Source organism: Leptolyngbya sp. FACHB-8 (assembly GCF_014695575.1).
Lineage (GTDB): Bacteria > Cyanobacteriota > Cyanobacteriia > Elainellales > Elainellaceae > Vacuolonema.
Genome location: NZ_JACJOO010000072.1, coordinates 24719 through 48919 on the forward strand (window position 1 = coordinate 24719; position 24201 = coordinate 48919).

The 24201-nt window shown below is 51.2% G+C and carries 18 protein-coding genes; 12 read left to right on the top strand and 6 right to left on the bottom strand.

Going from position 1 to position 24201, the window contains the following annotated elements; all coding sequences use genetic code 11:
• The first annotated feature begins 3 nt into the window (after positions 1-3).
• From nusA to infB, 3 genes are all read left to right on the top strand, one after another.
• Complete coding sequence (gene nusA / locus H6F91_RS19710; RefSeq protein WP_190774569.1) at positions 4-1365, top strand: transcription termination factor NusA; 1362 nt, start codon at positions 4-6, stop codon at positions 1363-1365.
• A gap of 401 nt (positions 1366-1766) precedes the next feature.
• Entirely contained in the window at positions 1767-2081 is a 315-nt protein-coding gene (locus H6F91_RS19715; protein WP_190774570.1) for a YlxR family protein, read from the top strand.
• A gap of 284 nt (positions 2082-2365) precedes the next feature.
• Positions 2366-5461, top strand: coding sequence for a translation initiation factor IF-2 (gene infB, locus H6F91_RS19720; RefSeq protein WP_190774571.1), 3096 nt, complete (start codon positions 2366-2368; stop codon positions 5459-5461).
• 152 nt (positions 5462-5613) lie between these two features.
• Here infB and coaE read toward each other — a convergent pair whose 3' ends face one another.
• The 3 genes from coaE to H6F91_RS19735 are packed head-to-tail and all read right to left on the bottom strand — an operon-like array spanning position 5614 to position 9368.
• Positions 5614-6267 (bottom strand): dephospho-CoA kinase, encoded by a 654-nt coding sequence (gene coaE / locus H6F91_RS19725; protein WP_190774572.1) that lies wholly within the window; start codon positions 6265-6267, stop codon positions 5614-5616.
• 14 nt (positions 6268-6281) lie between these two features.
• Positions 6282-7868 (bottom strand): uroporphyrinogen-III C-methyltransferase, encoded by a 1587-nt coding sequence (cobA, locus tag H6F91_RS19730; protein ID WP_190774573.1) that lies wholly within the window; start codon positions 7866-7868, stop codon positions 6282-6284.
• A gap of 51 nt (positions 7869-7919) precedes the next feature.
• Complete coding sequence (locus H6F91_RS19735; protein ID WP_190774574.1) at positions 7920-9368, bottom strand: carotenoid oxygenase family protein; 1449 nt, start codon at positions 9366-9368, stop codon at positions 7920-7922.
• 409 nt (positions 9369-9777) lie between these two features.
• Here H6F91_RS19735 and H6F91_RS19740 point away from each other — a divergent pair, with 409 nt between their 5' ends.
• Positions 9778-10998 (top strand): chloride channel protein, encoded by a 1221-nt coding sequence (locus tag H6F91_RS19740; protein WP_190774575.1) that lies wholly within the window; start codon positions 9778-9780, stop codon positions 10996-10998.
• Between the two features lie 179 nt (positions 10999-11177).
• Here the strand turns inward: H6F91_RS19740 and H6F91_RS19745 are convergent, their stop codons facing one another.
• A complete protein-coding gene (locus tag H6F91_RS19745) occupies positions 11178-11576 on the bottom strand; it encodes a gamma-glutamylcyclotransferase (protein WP_190774576.1) in 399 nt (132 codons plus the stop codon).
• Between the two features lie 215 nt (positions 11577-11791).
• Here H6F91_RS19745 and H6F91_RS19750 point away from each other — a divergent pair, with 215 nt between their 5' ends.
• The 5 genes from H6F91_RS19750 to H6F91_RS19770 all read left to right on the top strand — a co-directional run bounded on the left by H6F91_RS19750 (position 11792) and on the right by H6F91_RS19770 (position 17730).
• Positions 11792-13030 carry a Zn-dependent hydrolase gene (locus H6F91_RS19750; RefSeq protein ID WP_190774577.1) on the top strand — a complete coding sequence of 413 codons (1239 nt, stop codon included), beginning with the start codon at positions 11792-11794 and terminating at the stop codon, positions 13028-13030.
• A gap of 275 nt (positions 13031-13305) precedes the next feature.
• Positions 13306-14487 (top strand): ABC transporter ATP-binding protein, encoded by a 1182-nt coding sequence (locus H6F91_RS19755; protein ID WP_190774578.1) that lies wholly within the window; start codon positions 13306-13308, stop codon positions 14485-14487.
• Between the two features lie 142 nt (positions 14488-14629).
• A complete protein-coding gene (locus tag H6F91_RS19760; protein ID WP_190774579.1) occupies positions 14630-15943 on the top strand; it encodes an extracellular solute-binding protein in 1314 nt (437 codons plus the stop codon).
• Positions 15944-16043: 100 nt separating this feature from the next.
• The gene (locus H6F91_RS19765) at positions 16044-16901 is read left to right on the top strand and encodes an ABC transporter permease (RefSeq protein WP_190774580.1); all 858 of its coding nucleotides are present in this window, start codon (positions 16044-16046) and stop codon (positions 16899-16901) included.
• Between the two features lie 16 nt (positions 16902-16917).
• Positions 16918-17730 carry an ABC transporter permease gene (locus H6F91_RS19770; RefSeq protein WP_190774581.1) on the top strand — a complete coding sequence of 271 codons (813 nt, stop codon included), beginning with the start codon at positions 16918-16920 and terminating at the stop codon, positions 17728-17730.
• A 201-nt stretch (positions 17731-17931) separates the two neighbouring features.
• Here H6F91_RS19770 and H6F91_RS19775 read toward each other — a convergent pair whose 3' ends face one another.
• Both H6F91_RS19775 and H6F91_RS19780 read right to left on the bottom strand, forming a co-directional pair.
• Entirely contained in the window at positions 17932-19257 is a 1326-nt protein-coding gene (locus tag H6F91_RS19775) for a Caspase domain-containing protein (protein ID WP_206754954.1), read from the bottom strand.
• A 120-nt stretch (positions 19258-19377) separates the two neighbouring features.
• Positions 19378-20670, bottom strand: a complete 1293-nt coding sequence (locus tag H6F91_RS19780; protein ID WP_190774583.1) for a sugar ABC transporter substrate-binding protein — start codon at positions 20668-20670, stop codon at positions 19378-19380.
• A gap of 630 nt (positions 20671-21300) precedes the next feature.
• On the opposite strand from H6F91_RS19780, the gene pilM reads away from it, so the two are divergent.
• From pilM to H6F91_RS19795, 3 genes are read left to right on the top strand one after another with little or no spacing between them, the layout of a single operon-like run.
• Positions 21301-22413, top strand: coding sequence for a type IV pilus assembly protein PilM (pilM, locus tag H6F91_RS19785; protein ID WP_190774584.1), 1113 nt, complete (start codon positions 21301-21303; stop codon positions 22411-22413).
• Positions 22414-22434: 21 nt separating this feature from the next.
• Positions 22435-23274 carry a PilN domain-containing protein gene (locus tag H6F91_RS19790; protein WP_190774585.1) on the top strand — a complete coding sequence of 280 codons (840 nt, stop codon included), beginning with the start codon at positions 22435-22437 and terminating at the stop codon, positions 23272-23274.
• Positions 23271-24164 carry a pilus assembly protein PilO gene (locus H6F91_RS19795; RefSeq protein ID WP_190774586.1) on the top strand — a complete coding sequence of 298 codons (894 nt, stop codon included), beginning with the start codon at positions 23271-23273 and terminating at the stop codon, positions 24162-24164. The genes H6F91_RS19790 and H6F91_RS19795 overlap by 4 nt, the downstream gene beginning before the upstream one ends.
• Positions 24165-24201 lie beyond the last annotated feature (37 nt).

A 24201-nucleotide genomic window follows, 5' to 3' on the forward strand; every position in this document is an offset into this window, starting at 1 on the left:
TCTATGTCAATGTTTACGCTAGCCGGCCTTCAAGACATGATCGACAGTATCAGTCGCGAGCGCAATCTGCCGAAAACAGCCGTTCATGCGGCGTTACGGGAAGCCCTCCTGAAAGGCTATGAGCGGTATCGCCGCACCAACCGCCCCGATAGCCAGATTTTTGATGAAGAATATTTCGATAACTTTGAGGTCGAGCTCGATATCGAAGAAGAGGGCTTCCGTATTCTGGCAACCAAAGCCATTGTTGAAACAGTTTCTAACCCTGACCACGAAATTGCTCTGAATGAAGTACAGGAAGTAGCTCCCGAAGCTCAATTGGGTGATACGGTTGTGCTCGATGTCACGCCAGACCAGAGCGACTTTGGTCGGATGGCTGCTATCCAGACGAAGCAGGTGCTCGCTCAGAAGCTGCGGGATCAGCAGCGTAAACTGGTGCAGGAAGAGTTTCAGGAGCTAGAAAATAGCGTTCTGTCAGCTCGGGTGCTGCGATTTGAGCGCCAGTCTGTCATCATGGCCGTCAGCAGTGGTTTTGGCCAACCGGAAGTGGAAGCTGAATTGCTCAAGCGAGATCAACTTCCCAACGATAATTATCGCGCGAATGCCACCTTCAAAGTTTTTCTGAAGCGAGTTTCTGAAGGTGCCCACCGGGGACCGCAGTTGCTTGTGTCGCGTACGGATGCCGGTTTGGTGGTTGATTTATTCGCCAATGAGGTGCCGGAAATCGAGGAGGAAATCGTACGGATTGTGGCCGTCGCGCGGGAAGCCAATCCTCCGTCACGCTCCGTTGGGCCTCGTACCAAAATTGCTGTAGATACCTTTGAACGGGATGTGGATCCCGTAGGAGCGTGTATTGGAGCTCGGGGTTCTCGTATTCAGGCTGTGGTTAACGAACTGCGGGGTGAGAAAATTGACGTAATTCGTTGGTCTCCCGACCCTGCGACCTACATTGCTAATGCCCTCAGTCCTGCGCGGGTAGAGCAAGTTATTCTAGTGAATCCTGAAGAAATGCAGGCTCACGTCCTGGTTCCAGATGACCAGCTTAGTTTAGCGATCGGTAAGGAAGGCCAAAACGTGCGTCTGGCAGCTCGTTTGACGGGCTGGAAGATCGACATCAAGGATTCTGCGAAATACGACTTTGAAGCCGAAAGCCGCAAAATGGCTGAGCTGGCTGAGCAACGGAAGGCCGAGCAAGCTGCCCGTGCGTTAGAAGATGCCTATGAAGACGAGGACTACGAAGATGAGGACGATGTAGCTCCCGAAGAGGCAGAAGAGGCGATCGCCTACACCGATGAGAATGAAGTGAATGCCGACGGGTTCGGGGTTGCTAGTGCCAGTGCTCTACAACGACCCGACGCCAACGCTTAATCACGGTTAGGGCGCGTTTTAAGCTTGCTGAAGGCGTTGTTTTCGTGCGCGAAGCGCACGAAAACAACGATCAAAGCAGGCTCTAGTAATTCAGGCCATCCTGTTTGTTGATCAATAATGCTGGAAGAGCCTGAGCTGTAATTTAGCCCCGTACCTTTACACTAGTAGGCTGCGGCTTAAGTTTGCAACCTATGTTTTTGTGTGGGGTGCGAAGCACCCCACACAAAAACATAGGTGATGGATTTCCGCCTCAGCGTACTAGGCTTCTAAAATCTAAAGGCTAAAATTTTCCTATCTGAAGTGGGAGAAATTGGAAGTTGGGAAAATTACAAAAACCGAAAAAAATACGGAAATCCTCCACAACCTCCGGCTTTCACGTTAAGCTGGTGTAGGTAGGTACTATGGAACGGGATTATAGACGGTGTGTTGGCTGTCGCCAAGTAGCTCATAAACGCTACCTCTGGCGTGTGGTGCGTGTTTTTCCATCACGCTCTGTGCAGCTAGGCGAAGGGACTGGGCGTTCAGCCTATCTCTGCCCAAATGAGGCCTGTCTGCGAGTCGCGCAAAAGAAGAACGCTTTAGGGCGATCGCTAAAAGTTCCAGTATCGCCAGAAACCTATCAAATGCTTTGGCAACGCCTCTCTGAGGCAGAGCACGACCAGACCAAGCTTTCGCAGGGAGGCGCTGTGACACTGATGAACGACTTAAACCGCTAACCTGCGCTTCATGAATTCGAAGCCTTGGTCGGACAAAACCTGTCGATTGATAGTTAAGCGATCGCTACAGGGTAGATATTTCAACCTTTTGTTTCCCGACTAAGCGTTTCTTCGTTAGGATGTAAAACGAATCACACCACCACGTCATTGGATTAGAAACGAATCGAAAAACATTCGATAGATGACTCAAGGGCGTCACCCAGGTGTGGAATGATGAAGATGTAATCCTATTCCAGGGAGTAGGGGCTATGTAACAATGGGTCGGTGCAACGAGGGGAGAGTGGATGAACAACGGCAAAGTGAGAATTTACGAACTTTCCAAAGAATTGAATCTAGATAACCGAGAAATTTTGGACGTCTGCGAACAATTGAACATTCCAGTTAAAAGCCATAGCAGCACTATCTCCGAAGCGGAGGCTGCTCGTATCCGTTCGGCTGCCGAGAAGGGGGTTCAGCACTCCGTTGCGACCCGCTCTAGCACCCCTTCTTCTACGCCTTTGCCACGTAAGGATAAGCCTCAACCACCAATTAAGAAGAAACAACAAATTCTAGAGATCCGTCGTCAACCTCCATCCGCCGAGCCGCCTAAGCGCCCGGCTGTTCCGGTGCCGCCATCATCTCCTGAGCCGGTTGCAAGTGTGAGCCCCGAGCCTGCATTTGCACCTGCACCTGTTGCGGCAACTCCTACGCAACCCGTTCCGCGGCCTGTGTTGACGAAGCGTCCCGCACGGCCTAACGAAGAAGAAGTGGCTATCGAGCCAGAAGAGGCGCCAGTTTTAGAGGCTCCTCCTCAAGAGGAGGTTGCGGCACTTCAAGAACCCGTGGCCCCAGTGCCATCGGCCCCTGTTCCTGAGCCTAAGGCTCCTTCGCTAATTGGGCCGCCTGTTAAGCCTTCTGTTCGGGCTCCGGAACCTTCCCCTGCCCCTACACCTGCAGCACCTCCTGTCGCTACATCAGGGGTTGGTCGGCCTGTGTTGAAGAAGCCTAGCCAGTTGCGACAGCAACCTGCTATGGATGATGATACGTCTGCGCCGCCGAAGCGACCTATGGTGGTTGTGAAGCGGGGGCAATCCGATGAGAATGGCAATAATGGTGGTCGGCCTGAGGCCACTCCTCCAGTTCGTCGTGATAAGCCCGTCATCGAACTGCGGAATAAGCCTGTGCGTCCCGCTGATCGGGTTGCCGCTGATGGATCTGCTACAGCAGGTACGGTCCCAGTTGCTGATGTTGCAGATTTAGAGCTGAAACGCCCTGATCGTCCCACGCCTTCAAAATCCATCAAGCGTGGCGGCCGTCGTCGGGATGAGGATGAAGAAGAGCGGGAAGCCGCTCGGGTTGCGAAACCTGCTGCCAAAGGGAAGCGGCGATCGCAAGTTGAAATTGACGAAGACATTGAGTTGGATGATACTCTGGACGGCCAGAGTGAAGAGGACGCTAATGCCGCAATGGTACGGATGTCCTTGGCCCGCCCACCCAAGCCTAAGAGCAGTAAACCTGCGGCTAAGCCTGCTGCGATTGCTGCTCCGAAGAAGAAATCCTCCTCTTCGGATGGGCGGAGTCATCGTCGCGATCGCCGTGAGCAAGATGTTCAAGAACGTCCGGAAGTCATCACGCTTACAGGTGGTGTAACGGTGGCAGAACTGGCAGAACAATTGGTGGTTCCGGAAACCGAAATCATCAAAGCCCTGTTCATGAAAGGCATCATGACCACCGTTAATCAGATGCTGGACGTGCCTACAGCCACTGCAGTTGCTGAAGAATTTAGCGTTCTTGTGGACGCAGCTGTGGGTGAGGCAGAGGCGAAGAAAGTTACCGAAATGCTGGATGCAGCCGACATGGAAAACCTCCATCGTCGTCCCCCAGTGGTAACCATCATGGGCCACGTAGACCACGGGAAAACCACCCTGCTGGATTCCATCCGGAAGACCAAAGTGGCTCAAGGCGAGGCTGGCGGTATTACCCAGCACATTGGCGCTTACCACGTTGATGTGGAGCACAATGGCCGGGAAGAGCAGGTTGTCTTCCTGGATACGCCGGGTCACGAAGCCTTTACCGCCATGCGTGCTCGGGGTGCCCGAGTGACCGACGTAGCGGTGCTGGTTGTAGCGGCTGATGACGGGGTACGTCCTCAAACAATTGAGGCTATCAGTCACGCCAAGGCAGCAGAAGTTCCTATCGTCGTTGCTATCAACAAGGTTGATAAGGAACAGGCCAACCCCGATCGGGTGAAGCAAGAGCTGATGGAGTACGGCCTTGTGCCTGAAGAGTGGGGCGGCGACACCATTATGGTGCCGGTCAGTGCACTCACAGGCGATAACCTGGACACCCTCCTGGAGATGTTACTACTGGTAACTGAGGTAGAAGACCTCCAAGCTAACCCCGATCGCCCAGCCAAGGGTACGGTGATTGAAGCCAACCTTGATAAGGCGAAAGGTCCTGTTGCAACACTGCTCGTACAAAACGGTACGCTGCGGGTCGGTGACGTGCTGGTTGCAGGTTCTGTCTTGGGCCGTGTGCGAGCCATGGTCGATGACCGGGGCAAGCGCGTGAAGGAAGCTCTCCCATCCTTTGCGGTGGAAGTGTTGGGTCTGAGCGATGTACCTGCCGCTGGTGACGAGTTCGATGTGTATCGGGATGAGAAAGAAGCCCGGTCACTCGCCGATCAGCGCACAGATCAGCAACGTCAGTCTCGTCTGCAACAGGCTATGGCCTCTCGCCGTGTGAGCCTCAGCACCCTATCTGCTCAAGCGCAGGAAGGGGAACTGAAGGAACTCAACTTGGTGCTGAAGGGCGATGTGCAAGGTTCGGTGGAAGCGATTCTGGCTTCCTTGCAGCAGCTGCCTCAGAAGGAAGTGCAGATTCGTGTACTACTGGCAGCACCGGGCGAAATCACTGAAACTGACGTGGATCTGGCGGCGGCTAGTAACGCAGTCATCATCGGGTTCAACACAACCTTTGCAAGCGGTGCCCGTAAGGCAGCCGATGATGCAGGGGTGGATGTGCGGGATTACAACATCATCTACAAGTTGTTAGAGGATGTGCAGGGGGCCATGGAAGGTCTGCTAGATCCCGAACTGGTGGAAGAGCCTCTGGGTCAGGTAGAAGTGCGAGCGGTATTCCCCGTTGGCAAGGGTACGGTGGCTGGATGTTACGTACAGTCTGGCAAGATCATTCGGAACACCCGGATGCGCGTGTCTCGTAATGGCTCCATTGTTCACGAAGGTAATCTCGATTCGCTTAAGCGGATGCGGGATGATGTGAAGGAAGTGGCAGCTGGATATGAGTGCGGTATCGGCTCCGATGACTTCAGAGATTGGAAGGAAGGTGACATTATTAATGTTTACCGCCTGGTAACTAAGCGCCGTACGTTGACGGTGTAAGTTGTTCAATCTGCGATAGTTTCAAATCAAAAAAGCGCGACCCATTAGGTCGCGCTTTTTATTTGGACAGATTGCAAACGATTACTGTGTATGTGCAGGAAGGGGTATGAAGTGGTTCTTTCTGCGTGCCAGCTTAAAGACAATACAACCTTCTAGGGGTTCTTATGACTTGAAATTTCGATGTGAATGGCCTGGTCAATGTTGTGGAACAAAGCTTCTAGAGTTGAGTTGTTGTCGATAATAATATCTGCCCGTCGGAGTTTTTCTTCAATGGGCATTTGGCTGTTGATGCGATCGTGAATTTGTTCTAAGGTCAGGAGGCCGCTGGTGTCGCGTTCTTGGAGACGGTTGATTTGGCGCGATCGCTCACACTGCACCACCCAAATCTCTGTTACCAGATCTGTCATGCGGGCCTCGAATAGAAGTGGAATAACCAGAACGACGGTGGGATAGGTAATGGGATCAAGGCCACTGAGTTCGGATTGGATGCGATCGCGCACATAGGGATGAATTCGTTTCTCTAGCCAATGCAGTTCTGTCTGACAGCTGAAAACAATTTCACCAAGTCGCACCCGGTTCAGATCCCCGTTTGGCAGCAATACGTTGGAACCGTAGCGCTCTCCAATTTCCTGTACTAAAGCTGAGCCTGGGGCAACGGCGTCTCGTGCATAAATGTCTGCATCCAAAATGGGCAGTTGGTAGGCTGTGGCCAGGTAATTTGAAATTGTTGTTTTGCCCATGCCGATACCGCCCGTGAGCCCGATAACTCGTTGGGATGGACGGTTGGCCTGACCCTGCGTTGCCATGCTGTCGGGGATGCCTATTCCGTAATCGGATCTGATGAGGATGCCCATTGCGCCAGTGTCGTTGTGAGTCCTTCTAGAGTGTATTCTGTGGCTTCTATGTCCACCCGCCCCAGCCATCGGCGGCAGGCATCTGAGGTTTGGGGGCCAATGGAGGCAATGCACACGGAGGCTAATAATGGATCGACATCAAGCCCATGCTGTTTTAATAACTGATGGAAGCATTGCACCGTTTTAGAACTGGCGAACGTAATCGCCTGGATGTGCTGTGCTTCAAGAGCTTGCTGAATATCCACTGTTAATGTCTGCGTACACCCTGATTGATAAGCGGCTACTTCTGTAACTCGAGCACCTGCTTGAGTGAATTCCTGCACCAACACATCCCGGCCCCCAGTTTCAACGCGAGGAAAGAGGATCTGAAGCTCCTTGAGAGGTTCAGGAAAGTGTTCTACCAGGGCATCGGCCACAAAATCGGGTGGTATGAAATCAGCCTGAAGGCCATAACCTTTAAGCTGTTGAGCAGTTTTCTTCCCAACAACGGCAATTTTGACTTCCGCCAGGGCACGAGCATCCTTTCCCTGAGCGGTTAACCGTTGGAAGAAGTAATCAACACCGTTCGTGGATGTCAGAATTAGCCATTGGAATTGGGAGAGCTGAGCGATCGCCCCGTCCAAAGCATTCCAGCTAGAAGGCGGACCCACCTCGATAGCAGGCATTTCTAGTACGGTTGCTCCCTGAGCTTGTAGCAACTTGGCAAACTGGCTGGACTGTCCCGCTGAGCGAGTGATCAGCACCGTGTGCCCCGTTAGGGGAAGGGGGAGGGTTGACGTTTCAGACACGGTCAGAGGAGGAGATGTTTCAGGATGATTATACGGGGTGGGGGGATTTCCCTGAAGGTATGGACGTAGACCCACCACTTCTCCGATGACCAAAACCGCTGGAGAGAGAGATTGGCGGGCTACCTGCTGAACAATGGTTTGTAGAGTTCCGGCCCAAACTTGTTGATCTGGATGTCCGGCCCAGCGAATGATGGCGATGGGAGTGTGTGGCGATCGCCCTGCTGCGATCAGCCGCTCCACAATATTTGCCACATGCCGTGCCCCCATAAGCATGACCAGGGTTTCAATCCCAACCAAGCTACTCCAATCCAAGGCTTCCGGTTCGTGAGCGCTGAGCACGGCAAAGCATCGGCTCATCACAGGATCGGTCAAGGGGATTCCGGCCAGTAGTGGGCCTGCTAGTGCGGATGACAATCCTGGGACGACTTCAACGGCAATGCCTGCACGGGTAAGTGCCTGAATTTCGGATGTGCTACGACCAAATACGAAGGGATCGCCGCTTTTCAGGCGTACAACCTGATGACCTTGCTGGCAATGCTGTACGAGGAGATCATCAATCTCGGATTGAGTCAAGCTGGGTTGACCACCCCGCTTACCGACGCTGATAGAAGTGCAGGTCTTGGGGACAACATCCAGCATTGCCGGATCAACCAGGGCGTCGTAGAGCACGACATCAGCCTGCTGAAGCAGGTGATATCCCCGTAGCGTGAGGTAATCAATCCGGCCAGGACCAGCACCAATTAGATAAGCTTTGCCAGCGGGCATAGGAACGAGAGGGGAACAGCAACCAGTGACTGTACAATCCACCTGATCTAATTATCGGCTTTTCCAGGTGCCATGAAAACTGTGGGGAATGACGCCAGGGAGAGCGAGGCGGCAGCAGGGGCCCTCTTGAAGGCGATCGCTCTCATAGACCCAAACCTCACTGCGATCCAGGTTGCCATCGTAAACAACCGTTAAAACCCAACCGCACTCCGGATCGTCAGAGCCTGGGGCAAACAGGGGCTCAGATGGGTAACGCCCTAAGCCAGCATCGGCAATGGTAAGGGTTTCACTGGGATGGTGGTAGCGGGCGATAGTTCCAAACAATTCTCCCCGTTCCATATCGCCGGGGCGATGAACGCACAGGTAAGTGTAGGGGGTCGCTTCCCCAACGTAATGTAGAGGTATGGTAGGAAACTCGCAGTCCGCTTCAACCAGAGGTTCCGCCCCAATAACCTGGCCTGACTGGGGATTGATGCGTATTTGCCAGAAGCTTCCTTGTGCGCGCGTCTGGACCTGGCCCTGAGCTACTTCCTGCAGATACGCATTGGTCTTGAAATCGGAGTACCTCACCATGGTTAAGCCAATTGAGCCATCAGCATCAATCAGCCCATTGCCAAAGTGCCACTGATACCAGGGTTCTGCCTCAGCCCGACTGATGAGTTGTAGGGTTTCTCGGTCAAAGATGAGAATTTCGGTACCCTGTTCTGGTTTCCAGTACATAGCATCGCTGGCACTTTTGAGATTGAGAAGCAGGGGCAGGATTTGGATACGGACGGGAGGGATGGCAAACACCAGGTAGGGGCCTGCCAGCACAAAATCATGAATTAAAGGAATGCCCTGAAGCAGGAAGGTATTTTGGCACAAGAGGCGACCGTGGCGATCGCTTCGATACAGATTCAGCGTTGCCTCTTTCCCGAAGCTCACTCCAAAATTGTAGATTTCGCCCGTCTGGGGATCACGCTTGGGATGGGCGGAGTAGGGTTTGGATTTCAGCCCTTCCAAGGGACTGATTCCCTGGGTTATCAGGGTATCCAATGTCAGGGCATGGGGTTCCCCAGCTTCCCAGAGAGCCAGGAGGCGATCGCTGTTGCCAGCTTCAGTTTCACCTTCCACGACCATGACGGAAGTGTTCGCCACATTTTTGGGTGGTTTGCCAAAGCTGGTCCAGATGGGACCGGATGGGATCGTTCCGTAGTTGCCAAAAATGAGGCGATCGGCTTTGGCCTCAGCTTGATACCCTGCCGTTTGGACGTAGCGATAAGTCGCCGTTGCCTGTCCTTCGCCAATGTGAACCGCTAGAATCGCTCCGTCGCCATCAAACCAGTGACCCATCCGTTGGCTGCCCCGTTCCAATCGGGCCGGGCCATTGCGGTAGAGGGTGCCATGCAAATCTTCTGGGATAGAACCTTCTAATAGGGTCAGGGGTGTCAATGGAAATTCACCCGCCGGACGAGTTACTGCCGTTGCCCACAAGGGAAGGCGAGGGGAAGAAACAACCATGAAAAGATTTCCTGAGGAAAATTACAGCGGGAAGTTGTTCATCCCTGTACTCTCTGCGATCGCACACCCAGTTGGATGTGCTCGCCCAAGTCGCTATCCCACCATACCAGGCGGTTCTAACGTTGGGCCTGTGCTTCGGGGCAGAATTGATTAATCCTCCTCCTAAGGTTATATAGGCAAGGAACCGTATCAAGTTATACAAATCTATGAAGGGTTAGGGCTGTAAATCACTCTGCTCCAGATATACTGTTTGGGAATTTAGTAAAGGAATCTTTGAAGCATTAATTTGTTCTATGTAATGCATAGAGGGATAACCCTTTCTTGGACCTGCCAAGCACTTAGTATTTAGCAGAGATCTCCTGTAATTTGTCATTTCAAAGCCTACGGAATTATCGAGTAGTCACAAACAATGAGCCAGAACCAAAATCCATTTACGTTCACTCGCACTGTCTTGCTTTGGACTTCACTAGGAATTGTTTGCGGTCTATTTGCCTCAATTTATTGGATTGTTTTGTCTCATCTTATTCAAGGTTTTGAACAAGTTAGTGGAATTTCTCTACTATTTGTAATGCCTCTGGCTGGATTACTGATTGGCCTGGTCATTCATAAATTAGGAAATCCTGGGGAAATTGGCTTAATTATTGACAATATTCACCTCAACGAAGGGCGCTTATCTATGAGGGAAAATCCCTCTATGATTTTGTCGTCTTTGATTAGTATTGCAAGTGGCGGAAGTGCCGGACCTGAAGCACCGATGGTGCAGGTAACAGGTTCGATGGGAACCTGGTTAGCCGATCGCTATCGTGTTAGTGGAGATGCCCTACGAACCTTGAGTATTGCCGGAATGGCATCAGGGTTTACGGTGCTCTTTGGAGCTCCTTTAGGAGGAGCTTTTTTTGCACTAGAAATTCTTCACCATCAGCATGTTGTTGAATATTACGAAGCTATCTTGCCAGCTATTATCGCAAGCTGTGCAAGCTATGTCGTTTTTGTGGCAATTACTCAACTGGGGCTTGGGCCAACCTGGCACTTTCCCCAATACAGCATTAATAGCGTGAATGACTTTGTGGCAGCGATCGCATTCGGTATTGTGGGGGCGATCGCTGGCTGGCTATTTATTCTAATTTTTCGTTTCTGTACTCGACAGTTTGAATCCTTAAAAGCAATTTATGTGCGAACAACCCTGGCAGGCTTGGGGCTTGGAATTTTGGCCAATTTATTTCCCCTGACTCGCTTCTTTGGAGAGCATCAATTAGAACAGGTGATCGATGGTAACTTTCAATTACCGTTTTTGTTTGGGTTAATTGTTGCCAAGATGCTTGCTATCAGTATTACTGTAGCGGGAGGATGGCGTGGAGGAATTATTATTCCACTCTTCTTTATTGGTGCTTGCCTCGGCAAGGCTATGATTATGCTGAATGCTGGGTTAGACGAATCTTTGGCGATGATTTGCATTATGGCGGCCCTCAACGCAACCGTAACTCGAACACCCATTAGCACCACATTATTACTTGCTAAGTTAACTGGATTTAGCACCTTTGCTCCGATTCTTTTTGCCAGTGTCGTAGGTTTCTTGCTGGCTCCTCGGCATCCCTTTATTGCCTCTCAAATGAAAATGCGCCAGGAATGATTTAGATTCTCAATTATCATTCCTGCTGAGACATAGGACAAAAAGAGTGAGGCGGCGCATTGCGCCGCCTCACTCTTTTTGTCCTAACGAAAATGGCTACAGCTGTATATCTTAAGAACTCGTTTGAAACGAGTGATTTTTCATGCACTAAATGCACGAGAAATGAACCCAAAGTTGAATTAAGCGGTTGCAGTGACGGACTGCTTGTAAGCAACCCAACCACCGTAATTAGAAATATCTTCCCACCCATATTCTTCCACTTTCTCACGAGGGTAGAGAAAGGCTGTGGCAACTCCACCGTCTTGCAGAGGTACTTCTACCGGATACATGTGGGGGGGCTCGTTGGTAGCCAGGTAATCAAACTGTTCAATCGTCATTTCATACACTTCACCGGGAATAGAAATGCCGCCTTCTTCAACTTCATAAATTCCGGGATGCCAACCATTTTGTACAGAATGCAGCCGATAAAGTGGTTGTGTTTTGGCCTCTGCAATGAATTTGGCTTCCCCTAAATTCTGGTGGTCGGGTTGCCCCCGCAGCGCTGAACCACAGATAAAAACACGGCGAGTCTCGGTCATGGTGTAGTCCTTCCTGACAAAATCAAATGAATTAGACTGTAGAGTAATTTCCGGCCTTCCTGAGTGCAGAGGCCAAAGAATTTCCCGAATGGTATTACTTGTTACCCTATTTCTTTTGGGGAAATTGTATACAGTATACAATTCGGTGAGGTTTTCTGCTGCTGAACTGCTTTGGAAAGCCACATTGTAATTTCTACTCTCATAAGGGGTGCTGTATGGCTGTGCTTTCGCGGTTGGGGGTGAATGGCGATCGCCTGATGGGCTGGATCAATCGCCTGGCGAAAGTAGGGCGACAACCCAATGGGGATATTTGTCGTCTGGCCTTCACCCAGGAGGACTTGCAGGCTCGCTATCTCGTGCAGCAATGGATGATGGAAGCGGGTCTGACCGTTCGTACCGACGCGGCTGGTAACTTGATTGGAACCTATGCGGGGTTATTGGATGGGGTTCCGGCTCTGGCCACGGGTTCTCATATTGACACCGTGCCGTCGGGCGGAGCTTATGATGGCGTGCTGGGTGTACTGGCTGGCATCGAAGTGGTCAAGACCTTGCAGGATAATCAGGTGCGGCTGAAGCACCCTCTTGAGGTGATTGTCTTCACCGATGAGGAGAGTAGTATGGTCGGTGCCCGTAGTATGGCGGGGCTGGTGCCCGAATCTCCAGCCGATCTCAAGTTACGAGATGGGCTGAACATCACTGACTGCCTGGAGGCAATTGGCGGGAATTGGGAGGCAATTAAAACGGCAAAGCGTGGGCGCGATCGCATCGCCGCCTTTGTTGAACTTCACGTTGAGCAAGGGGCCGTGCTAGAGCGTGCTGGGAAAGAGATCGGTGTCGTGCAGGGCATTGTTGGCATGCGCCGCAGCAAAATTACCATTTTGGGTCAAGCTAATCATGCGGGCACCACCCCGATGGATATGCGCCAGGATGCCCTGGTTGCTGCCGCTCAGGTGGTATTGGCCGTGCGTGACATTGCTCTGGTAATGCCGGGTGATCCGGTCGCAACGGTTGGTTATCTGACCGTCGCCCCCAATGCTGCCAACATTGTGCCGGGTCAAGTGGAATTGACGGTGGATATTCGCGACCTCTCCCAGGGCTGTATGGATGCCATGCAAGCACGATTGGAGGCGGAATTGCGGGCGATCGCCACAGCCACCGACACCACCATCTCCACCGAACTTATTCTGTTTGTCCCCCCATCTCCTGCCACCGATCGCATTCAAGCTACGATCGCAGCCGTTTGCGAAGACTTGCACCTGAGCAGTATTTCCATGCCCAGCCGAGCCGGCCACGATGCTATGGAAATGGGCCGTATCACTGACATGGGCATGATTTTTGTTCCCAGTCAGCAAGGCCTGAGCCACTCAGGTCGAGAATACACGCCACCTGAGCAATGTATTCAAGGCGCAAACGTCCTGTTACAAACCTTCTTAAGGTTGGATGAGATGTACTGAGGCAAAAAGGGAATGGGTAATTGGTAAGCGAATAGGGATAATACCAACCTTCTCCCACTTTCCTCTTGTCCCTCCACTTTCCTGTTCCTTTGATCCCTCTCCCTCTTCTCGACAAAAAAGTTATTTGGGATACAGTCTCTTCTCTGGTAATCGTTTGTAGTAGTCACTAAGCAAAGTGCCTTATGCAAACCGAAAGCAAAACCAATGGTTAACGCAACTCTGGCCAGCTCATAAGTTTTTTTGCCTAATTAGGATTTATTCTCCAGGACAAAGCTATGGCTCAATCCTCCGATACTTTGCCCCTTCTAGTGCCAGCAGAATCACCGTCCGATCACAGTTTGCAGCAAGAATTGGCATCCCATTCTGCCGGGGTGTCATTGCGAAATGTTAGCAAGACCTATGGCAACAACTTTGTTGCAGTTCAGGATATTGACCTGGATATTCCGGCTGGTTCTTACTGTTGCTTGTTGGGGCCAAGCGGATGTGGTAAAACCACGACGCTACGGATGATTGCAGGCCACGAAACGATTACCAGCGGAGACATCTATATTGGTAGCACGCGGATTAATGATCTGCCACCTACCCGCCGGAATACGGCGATGATGTTTCAAAACTATGCCCTGTTTCCCCATAAAACTGTTTGGCAGAATATTGAGTTTGGCTTGCGGATGAAGGGTATTCCTAAGGCGGAGCGCGATCGCCGCGTTAGTGAAGTGGTCGAAATTGTCGGCCTCAATCGCTTTGTCGATCGCAAACCTGCCATGCTGAGCGGTGGTCAGCAACAGCGCGTTGCCCTTGCCCGTGCGTTGGTCACCCGCCCGGCTGTGTTGATGCTGGATGAACCCCTGAGCGCTTTAGACGAAAACCTTCGGGTTAAAACTCGTAGCGAACTGCGTCGGCTTCAGAAACAATTTGGCATGACCTTTATTCAGGTCACCCATGGCCAGGATGAAGCCTTTGCCCTCTCAGATCAAATTGTTGTGATGGATCACGGACGAATTGATCAGATAGGGACTCCAGGTGAAATTTTTGCCAAGCCATCGTCTCGCTTTGTCGCTCGGTTTGTAGGTGATAACAATATCTTCGTCGGCAAAGTGGCGGGTGTCGCTGGTCCCAGTGGGCCGGTGAAACTGGAAGTGGACCAATTGGGGACATTCCTGTGTCAGGGAGAAGGAGCTTCTGAGGGGATGACGGCTGCCTGCTGTGTGCGGAGCGATCGCCTCACCCTCCTTCCCTACCCTCCCGAAGATCCCGATGCCCTTAACCAATTCCCCGCGCGCGTGATTTCGGTGGAGTTCACCGGATATATCACTCGCGTCACGTTGCTCACTGAAGCAACAGCAGAAGAAATCACCTATAAGGTTCGCAGCCATGACTGGATGGCGAATCCAGCCCGAGAAGGGCAGTTGGTCACATTAGCCTGGAGCCCAGAAGATTGTATCTTCCTGGCCCATTAGTCCGGGCGAATGTGGCTTTGTCGGTGACTATCTCTTGGCCATCCATGCGGTCTTGAACCGAGTTGCGATCGCCAATTTTTCGGAAGGTTGAAACTCTTAACCTCGTTCAAACTTTACATTTTTCTAAAACTTCAGGATAACTATGGCCAAAATTTCTCGTCGTCAGGTGATTCGCACGGGTTTAGCGGCTGGAGCGGCGATCGCAGCGACTCGCTGTGCCCGTAGTGAAGCTCCCAGTGGTACTCCCAACAACCCGGCTCCCGGCCCCGAGGTCAATACCAATCAGATCAAAGACGTAACCCTCCGCTTTATCGGAACTGGGGTATCGCAGATCAACGAAATCCGCGACAAAGCCCAGAAAGACCTCGGCTTTAAGCTGGATATGCGGGCGCTGAGTACCGAGGAAAACAACCAGATCGCTATCACTCAACCGGGCCAATACGACATCTTTGACGGGGAATATTTCAGCTTGCCGCTGGTCGTACCCTCGGGTAATCTCCAGCCTATCGACGTGAGCAAGATTACCAATTTCGATAAAATTGTTCCCTTCTTCACCAGCGGTAAGTTTGATGGGATGCCTGTGGAAAAATCCCAGGGTACAGCTCCTTTTAAGGTGATGTACGTGAAGGATGCAACCTCCTCGGAGTTTTCCCCCACCCCCACGAACTTTGCAACGCTGATCCCATTCCAGTACAACGCGGATACCCTGGGCTATCGTCCTGATCTAGTGGGTCGCAAGATTGAGTCCTGGGCTGAGCTGTTCAATTCTGAATTCAAGGGCAAAACTGCCATCCTGGATATTCCTCAGATTGGCATTATGGACGCTGCTATGGTGGCTGAAGCCTCAGGCCTGATGACTTTTGGCGACAAGGGCAACATGACCCGCGAGGAAATTGACAAGATTACGGACATTCTCAAAGAACAGAAGCGCAATGGACAGTTCCGCGCTTTCTGGAAGACCTTTGATGAGTCAGTAAACCTGATGTCTTCTGGCGAAGTGGTGTTGCAGTCCATGTGGTCGCCCGCGGTAACAGCGGTGAAATCAAAGAACATTCAATGCGTATATGCTCCGCTAAAAGAGGGCTATCGTGGTTGGGGTGGTGGCATTGGCCTTTCCAAGAACCTCTCAGGTGTTGCGCTGGATGCGGCATACGAGTATATCAACTGGATGTTGGAAGGCTGGGTAGGTGCATTCCTCGGTCGCCAGGGTTACTATAGTGCCGCTCCTGAAACCGCTAAGAAGTACATGTCTCAGGCCGAGTGGGATTTCTGGTACGAAGGGAAGGCCGCTTCTGAGGACATGGTCGATCCCTTCGGCAAGACTCTGGAGAAGCAGGGTGCTATCCGGGATGGTGGTTCCTTTAAGGAGCGCTTTGGCAACATCGTCTGCTGGAACTCCACTATGCAAGAGAACACCTATCTCGTGCAGAAGTGGAACGAATTCATCGCATCCTAATTTGAGGAGTTAGTGGTTCGTGCCTGTTGTGCACGAACCACTAACTTTTTCTCATGCCTTTATTTAAGAATTAATCTCCTGCCATCTTCCCTGAAGGCCCATGGATAGAACCGTTAAAACACTTCAAATTTACGGCCTGGCGATTCCTCAAACCCTTGTTTTCCTGCTATTCCTGGTATTTCCAATCCTGGGAATTGTGGTTGTCAGCTTTTGGCAATTCAACGGGTTTGCTATGGTGCCAGGGTTTACGCTGGATAATTACCGCGCCATTTTTACATCTGATGTCACGCTCAGAACCTATCTGAATACATTTAAGTATGTATTCCTGGTTTGGTCTTTTTGCTTGGTCATTGGTTATCTAGTTGCTTACTTCCTGGCATTTTATGTGGAAGATAAGCGGCTACAAATCATCCTTTTCTTGATATGTACAGTTCCATTCTGGACGTCCAACATTATTCGGATGATTTCCTGGATTCCCCTATTAGGTAAAGAGGGGTTAATCAATAGCTTTTTGATTCATATTGGTTTGATCAATCAACCCCTTGAATGGTTGCTATTTTCTGATTTCGCCATTGTCTTGGGGATGGTGCATCTCTATAACTTTTTCATGATTGCGCCCATCTTCAATAGCTTGATGCGAATTGATCGAAACCTGATTACTGCCGCTGAAGATATGGGGGCATCAGGTTTCCAAATTTTCAAAGAGGTGATTCTGCCGCTGTCGGCTCCCGGTATTGCGATCGGGTCGATCTTTCTGGTCACCATCATTATGGGTGAATTCGTCACCGTTCGTCTGATGGGAGGTGGTCAGTCAGCCTCGGTTGGAAAGCTGATTCAAACTCAAATTGGCAGTATTCAGTATCCCCTGGCTGCGGCGAATGCTGTCATTTTGTTGCTGGTTACTTTGACACTGGTGCTAGCAATTCTGCGCGTTGTCAATATTCGAAAAGAACTGTAATCGCAACGGTGCTGATATGAGAAAGCGATCGCTCACCTTCTATCTTTTAGCCGCCTTCTTTGGGCTCTTTGTGCTGTTTCTCTACGGCCCGATGATCTCCATTTTCATCCTCAGCTTTCAGGGGCCAGAGGGCGGTTTGACCTTCCCGATGCGCGGGTTTAGCCCCACCTACTGGTTGTTGCAAGTGTTTCAGGAACAACGGGTGGGAAACTTTGTGGAGGCGTTCTGGCGATCGCTTGCCCTCGGTTTAGTGGTTACCCTGCTGTCCTTGATTGTCAGTGTTATGGCAGGTTTGGCATTCCGCAGCCGCTTCAAAGGCTCTGGTGTGCTGTTTTATCTCACCATTGCCAGTCTGATTGTGCCAAGCATCCTTATTTCTCTGGGTATTGGTATTGTTTTCCAAATTTTAAAGTTGGAAACCAACTGGTTTTCCTCGGGGCTAGGGGCGCATCTTACCTGGACGGTTCCCTTTGCTTTTCTTATCGTGCTGGGCATTTTCAACCGCTTCAATCCTTCCTATGAGGAAGCTGCCCGTGACCTGGGAGCTGGAGATGTAGTCACATTCTGGGATGTAATTTTCCCGCTGATTGCCCCAAGTCTTTTGGGTATTGGCATCCTGGCGTTTACGCTGTCCTATGACGAGTTCACCCGTACATCTCTAATCTCTGGGCAAAATAGTACCCTGCCGCTAGAGATTTTCGGGATGACGACTAACGTGACTTCCCCCGCTTTGTATGCGCTCGGGACTCTCACGACCCTGTTCTCTTTTGCGCTGATTATCATTGCACTTGTTGCTTACAATGCCCTCAACAAACAGCAAAAAACTTGAGATATCTGGTTTAGAGTAAAACGCACCATCCTACTCTTTTTACCCTAACGAAAATGGCTACAGCTATATATTCAAGTCTGGCACTGTGTCAAAAAAGCGAACCCAAAGCCCTGATTTTGCTGCTTCTTTACAGCGACAAAATCAAGACTTTGGGTTGGGGGTCAATCTATTAATCGGCTCAGTTTTCCACAATTCAAAACGTTATTGCCAGTAGCCATTCTCGCAATTCAATAATCGGTCCAGGATGGCGATCGCCTCCTCATCCCCTGACGTTCGAACCTGGGCCTCCATTCCAATATTGATCAACTCCATTCGTATCCGCTCCAAGTACGTGAGTGGAACTTCTCCCATTGCCACTCGGCTCTGAAGATCAGTTTGATTTTCTATAAACGAGCGATTGAGATCAAAACCAAAGGATTGGGCCAGGGCTTCCACCACGTAACGCTGTTCAGGACGGGCTGTTTCCAGAGTGGCTTGCATGGGTTGATTGAGGATTGCGTCCTGAGTGGCGATCGCTGCCTGTTCCTGCAACCACACCTCTGATGTGGATATGGGTAAATCCGTTGTCTCTTCGTCTACCTTAGCGAAGGCATGGGCCTCTGCATACACGACATGTCCATCGCGGTTGTAATCAGCAGAGGACACCCGTTCTCCAGTACGACTGATGCCGCTCAAGCCTGCGAAGAAGCTGGAGCTGTAATCTTCATAGTCTGCCTCGTTTACCTCAGGGGTACAACCGACTGAGGGGAGGGTACGAATTGTGGCGAAGAAGCCACAGCGGTTTTGAGAGGCTACCCGGTTAAAGGGTTTGCCACCTTCGTACATTAAGTTGGCGAAGGAACCCGAATAACACTGGGCCATCATCGCAACGACGGGTGTTTCTGGTGGGAGGGTGTCGAACACCTGAGCTAACTGTTGAACAGAAACCTGCTGATTACCCCAGAGGGCAATGGCGTTGTTGTTAAGGTCCTGTTCGTTACGCAGACCATGCCCAGTGAAGTAGAAAAAAATGGGACGTGTGCTTCCTGCTTCGGCTCTCTCTGCCACCCAACTGCGTAGATTGTTAAAGGTGGAAGCGCCGGTCAAATTAGGGATGTCGGGCACTTTAAACTGTATCTGCCCCTGCTCATCCATGTAGCGGATGGTGGCCTGCCCGTTCGTTCCGTTGGCGAAGTAAACCTCTGCCGCACTTGGATTGAAACCCATTGCCTGCAGCGTTCGCTGAAAGTAGAGAACGTTCTTTTCCAGAGCAATTTCGTTATAGCTGGGCGCACCGCCACCACCCGCGACAAGGAAATCAGTGGATGAGGCGGCTTGGCAGTTTTGTTGGACTGTTGATCCGGTGCGATCGCCCAAAACCTCCTCCAGCACCACAGGCAGGCCTACGCCAAACAGAAGACTTCCACCAATACTGAGCAAAGAAAGACGCCACCAGGGAAATCGATGGGGCATGGTGCGATCGTCCTTATGTAGAATTTGCCCCTGATCATAACCTTCCAAAGAAAAGCGTGGAAGCTTTGCTCCCACGCCTTTTATATCTTTTCAATATGAAGATGCGTCTCATGTTCTACATCTTGCCTAAGCAGGCGTGGAACGTTAAGCGCATCTCCACATTGGATTGGTAATAGAAGATCTTAGCGAATTCCTTTACCGATCATTCCATTCTGTTGCGGCATCCGTTACCGCTTGATCGACTGTTTTATCGCCCAACATCGCTGCTTGCAAATTGTCATACACAATCTTTTGCAGTTCCTTAATATCTTTGTTGGCGGGTAACAACACCTCAGCATCCTGCATCTGCTGAGCGCTCACAGCGCGGGCTTTATCCAGATTAGGGGCCGACTCGGCCACATCTGTAAAGTAGGGATCTTCTAAAGCCTTCGTGGTAGACGGCAGAACATTGGCTGCCTTCGCAAAAGCCAACTGGTTCTCATCGTTGGTGATGAACAAGGCAAACTTCACAGCGGCATCCGGGGCATCCGTGTTGCGGGGAATCACCAGATTCATCACGGCAACGCTCTTTTTGCCCGTGGAGCCAGTGATTTGGGGAGCGGTTTGGGAGACCTGGGCGATCGCCGGAGCATTAGCTTCAATGGTCTTCAAAAATTGGGGTCCCGAATTCAAAATAGCGGTATCCCCAGTCTGGTAAAGCTCTAAGGCTCGACGGTGACCCTGGGTCAAGACTTCTTTGGGAAGCAATCCGTCTTGATATAAAGTTGTCCAGTATTCAAATACAGCCCGACCTTCCGACGTATCGAACGCTGCTTTACCGTCTGCGTCCAGAAGCTGCGCTCCCATCTGGGTAAATGATTGCAGCACATCAGCAGAATCCGTTGGAACAAAAGTGGAGAAGAAGGCGTACTTTCCTGTTTTTTCCCGTACCGCTCGGGCTACTTCTGCCAGTTCTGCATAAGTGGTCGGAGGCTGTTCAAACCCGGCCTGTTTCAACAAGTCCGTGTTGTAAATTGCCAGGCTTGTAGTCAGGTACCAGGGAATCCCAAAAGTTTCTCCATCGAGAGAATTGGCCTGCCAAATTTTAGACAAATATTGTTGCTGAACTTCAGAGGGAATCTTGTCGTTTAAGGGCAACCAGGCGTTACGTCCTGCCAACTGAGCAGCAAAGTCAGGGTTCAGGTTGACGACATCAGGAGCCGTGTTCGCCGAAACCGCCGTCAAAATTTTGCTTTGCATATCTCCCCAGGGGACATCCACCCACTTCACCGTAATGCCCGGATTCGCCTGTTCAAAGGCTGCAATCCGCTCATTAAAGTAGTCAGTGAACTGGGGTTGGAGCTGCATCGTCCAAAACTCGACCTCCGCCTCCCCCGATGCATTGGACGCCCCTGAATTATTGCCAGGGCTGCAACTGATTAGCCAACTCAACGCCAGCCCCAGCAATGCCAAAATCCCAAATCGCTTCCAGGCACGCATTCGGCTCATGATCCCTCCACAGGATGCCATAGTCTTTGCGGCAATCAGGACTCGCTGAATCCGCAGACCTTGATCAATCGTCCAGATTAACCTAAAAAGGACATCCTTGACCGAGCCGCCCTTGTGCTTATGAGTGCTCGGAGGCTTAAGTTGGCCTATGTTTGATGGGGCGGGATACGAGCACTCTACCCCATCAAACAACCCCACCAATCCCGAAATAAAACAACAGTACTCTTGAGTCCGTATGTTCACGGAGAAGGCAGTAGATTTTCAATCTTTGCTGCACTCCATCCGGATAGAGAATCTTTATCCACGAATCAAAAAGTGAATTCCCTACTGAATCCCCTACCCCAAAGGGTTAGAGCACTGAGGATAAGAATTCACAAAATGTGTCTCATTCGGGGTTATCGAAGCTAAGATTATACCTCTAGAATCCTGAGCTCTAAAATTTCTCTAAGAGGTTCAAAGTCCATCCCACCCATTTCTCTCCCTAGTAAGCTTTGTATTGCTGCGCAACCTGAAAAAAAGTGAACTAAATTGGGTACCATGCGCTAGCATCAATCGTTGAATCTATATATTCACTTCCCTTATACTGCGCTGTCTTGCATCCCGCTATTCTGAATACCCGACGGCAAAACTGTGGTTAGCAACTTCAAAGGTCTCTTCTCGAAAAAAACTAAGGGCATTGGTATCGAACTGACCCCAGATCGAGTTAATGTCGCTCGCCTCAAAAAGAAAGGTCAAGGCTTTCAACTGACAACCCTCGCTTCCGCTGAGGTGCCGGAGGGTATTTATCAGGAAGGCCAGATTTTGGACTCGCCAACAATGGCAGAAATCATCCGTTCTGTATTGGATGAAAGTAAGCTCAAAATAAAAAATGTTTCCACGGCGATTCCGGGTGGGCGCGATACCGTAACGCGCATCATTCCCGTTCCTGCTGAGCTAGACGACCGCGAATTGCGCGAGATGGTTTTGAACCAGGAAGCTGGCCTATATCTTCCCTTCCCCCGTGAGGAAGCCGATGTTGATTATCAGAAGCTAGGCTTTTTCGTGGATGAGGACGGTATTGAGAAAGTTCAGGTTTTGCTGGTAGCAACCCGCAAAGAAGTGACCGATTCCTATATCGAAACCTTCGAGCAGGCTGGCCTCACGGTCAATATTCTGGAAATCAGTAGCTTTTCGCTAATCCGTACTATCCGTGATCAGTTGCGCCAGTTCACCCCTCAAGAAGCAGCGGCGATCGTCGATATCGAATTTGAGAATACTGAAATTTCCATCGTGGTCGATGGGGTACCTCAGTTTTCTCGAACGGTACCCATCGGCACGTATCAAATTCAAACCGCCCTTAGCCGTGCAATGAACCTCCCCCCCTCCCGTAACACGGAATTGTTGCAAGGGATGACAGTACCGGTGACGCCGATGGATAGTGTGGGGAGTTCCCCAGGAGTTGCCTCTAACCCTGGTACTGCCGCTATGCTGCGGGTGTTGGGAGAGTTGGCCGATGAGTTGCGGCGATCGATCGACTTCTATTTGAACCAGGGCGACAACATGGAAGTGGCTCAATTGTTGCTGGCCGGGCCAGGTGGGTCGATTGGGCAATTGGATGAATTTTTCTCACAGCGTTTGAGTTTGCCCGCCAGTCAGGTTGATCCCATTGCGGCCCTTTCTCTAGAAGTGGATCAGGAAGTCCCTCTGGCCCAACGTACAGGTCTTGGAGTGGTTTTGGGATTGAGCTTGCGGGAGGCGTGGTGATATGTCGGGAGGCGGGATGTAATGTACAGCTTAGATATCAACTTCTTAAATGACCGGGAGGAGCGGGCTGCTGATGTAGCGGGTCCGCGTGTGCGGGAGGTTTCAGATAGCCCCCGGCCTCTTTATTTAGGAGCGTTAGTTGGGCTGCTGTTGCCAGCTTTGGCTGGGGGCTTATGGTTTTTCTTGCAAGCACAGCGTAGTAGCTTGCAAGCAGAGCTGGATGCCCTGAACGCTGAGCTAGTCAATGTGCAGGCAGCTCTACAAGAGGTGCAAACCATTCAGGGGCAAGTGCAGCAAATTGATGCTGAAAACCAAGCCCTTGCCACTGTTTTTGATCAGATTCAGCCATGGTCTGCACTACTTCAAGATGTTCGGACCCGAACTCCAGGTGGTGTACAGGTCTCTAATATCATCCAAACACAACCAGAACCGACAGCGGCTCCGCCTCCGGCTCCAGCTCCAGCGGCGGATCCTAATAACCCTGAAGCTTCTCCGTCTCCGGCGGCCCCAGCACCTGTGCCTGAGCTGCCCCCGGCCCGGTTACAAATTCAGGGCATTGCTCGTTCCTTTGATGATGTCAATGATTTTGTACTGCTGCTCAAGCAGTCACCTTTTCTAACCAGTGGTACTGTTCGCCTGGTGAGTTCGACGTTGCAGCCCTATCCGGCTCAAGTTCAATTTCCGGAAGGGGTACAGCCTACGGTTGAAGTGGAACTGCCAGATGTGGTGAATTTTCAGATAGAAGCAGAACTAACTAACCGTCCTGCGTCTGAGTTGTTGCAAAACATGCGAAGCGCGTTGGCGGTTGGTCTACCCGCAAGAATTGATGCACTTCGTGATTTGGGGGTGATTCAGCCATGACCGCTGGTGGAGACTTTATTCCCGTTGATGATTTTGATGCCGATCAGCCGAGTTACCCTGTCGTTTTTGGTGTTCGGCTGACTCCTACCGTCAACGGAATTTTATTAGCCCTGGTAGGGGCAGCGGCGGCTACCTGGTTGCTGCTTAATGTGGTGAAACCCGCCTGGGAGGCCAACCAGGCCATTCGGCAGGAGATTCAGACCAAACGTCAACAACTTGTTGATCAGGCTGAAATTCAAAAGCAAATCCAGCAGGCACGACAGGATTTGGCGGAAGCTGAGAAGCTGCGAGCCGACGTGCTGACCTTGTTTGCTGATGAGGAAAGTCTGGAAACGTTGCTGATTGACCTAAATGCCCGAGTTCAAGGGGCTGAGGTGGCGAGTCCAGCCATTGAAGTTGGTGAGGTTCAAACAGGTGGTGCAGCAGTTCTGGAACGGTTCTCGCGGGTTGCCCCAGCGGATACCGGCACACCAGGTGCAGCGGCAGCGGGTGGTGGCGATGTCGTTAACAACGGTTCCTTTGGCTCTGCTGTTAATGGACGCTTACGTCAGCAGGTTTACGACGTTCAAATTAATGGTACCTTTGGCCAAACCCAATCGATCATTCGCAATATTGAACGACTGCGCCCCCTGTTAGTGGTGCGGGATTTGAAAATGCAGCCAGCTAATAATGGCTTACTTCTCGTGAATGAGCGAGGCCAGATTCAGCCTCTAGGTGATCCTCGCTTGCAGACATCTTTCAGGTTAATCGCGCTACTGCCTCCGGAAGAAACGGCAACTGGGGCCCCGGCCGCAGGAGCCACTCCAGCGGCAGGAGCTACTCCGGCTGCTCCAGCCGCTGGAGCTACTCCGGCTGCTCCGGCACCGTCTCCGGCCCCAGCCGCGCCGTAGTCCCAGTTTGAGGCATATTGCCTCAATCACCTGGGTC

Excerpts from the sequence above, each read along its gene's own strand:
- H6F91_RS19740 (WP_190774575.1), top strand. The coding sequence starts at position 9,778 with ATGAGCCAGAACCAAAATCCATTTACGTTCACTCGCACTGTCTTGCTT.
- H6F91_RS19770 (WP_190774581.1), top strand. The coding sequence starts at position 16,918 with ATGAGAAAGCGATCGCTCACCTTCTATCTTTTAGCCGCCTTCTTTGGG.
- H6F91_RS19735 (WP_190774574.1), bottom strand. The coding sequence starts at position 9,368 with ATGGTTGTTTCTTCCCCTCGCCTTCCCTTGTGGGCAACGGCAGTAACT.
- H6F91_RS19755 (WP_190774578.1), top strand. The coding sequence starts at position 13,306 with ATGGCTCAATCCTCCGATACTTTGCCCCTTCTAGTGCCAGCAGAATCA.
- infB (WP_190774571.1), top strand. The coding sequence starts at position 2,366 with ATGAACAACGGCAAAGTGAGAATTTACGAACTTTCCAAAGAATTGAAT.
- H6F91_RS19750 (WP_190774577.1), top strand. The coding sequence starts at position 11,792 with ATGGCTGTGCTTTCGCGGTTGGGGGTGAATGGCGATCGCCTGATGGGC.
- H6F91_RS19790 (WP_190774585.1), top strand. The coding sequence starts at position 22,435 with ATGTACAGCTTAGATATCAACTTCTTAAATGACCGGGAGGAGCGGGCT.
- H6F91_RS19765 (WP_190774580.1), top strand. The coding sequence starts at position 16,044 with ATGGATAGAACCGTTAAAACACTTCAAATTTACGGCCTGGCGATTCCT.
- H6F91_RS19760 (WP_190774579.1), top strand. The coding sequence starts at position 14,630 with ATGGCCAAAATTTCTCGTCGTCAGGTGATTCGCACGGGTTTAGCGGCT.
- cobA (WP_190774573.1), bottom strand. The coding sequence starts at position 7,868 with ATGCCCGCTGGCAAAGCTTATCTAATTGGTGCTGGTCCTGGCCGGATT.
- H6F91_RS19795 (WP_190774586.1), top strand. The coding sequence starts at position 23,271 with ATGACCGCTGGTGGAGACTTTATTCCCGTTGATGATTTTGATGCCGAT.
- nusA (WP_190774569.1), top strand. The coding sequence starts at position 4 with ATGTCAATGTTTACGCTAGCCGGCCTTCAAGACATGATCGACAGTATC.
- H6F91_RS19780 (WP_190774583.1), bottom strand. The coding sequence starts at position 20,670 with ATGAGCCGAATGCGTGCCTGGAAGCGATTTGGGATTTTGGCATTGCTG.
- H6F91_RS19745 (WP_190774576.1), bottom strand. The coding sequence starts at position 11,576 with ATGACCGAGACTCGCCGTGTTTTTATCTGTGGTTCAGCGCTGCGGGGG.
- coaE (WP_190774572.1), bottom strand. The coding sequence starts at position 6,267 with ATGGCAACGCAGGGTCAGGCCAACCGTCCATCCCAACGAGTTATCGGG.
- H6F91_RS19715 (WP_190774570.1), top strand. The coding sequence starts at position 1,767 with ATGGAACGGGATTATAGACGGTGTGTTGGCTGTCGCCAAGTAGCTCAT.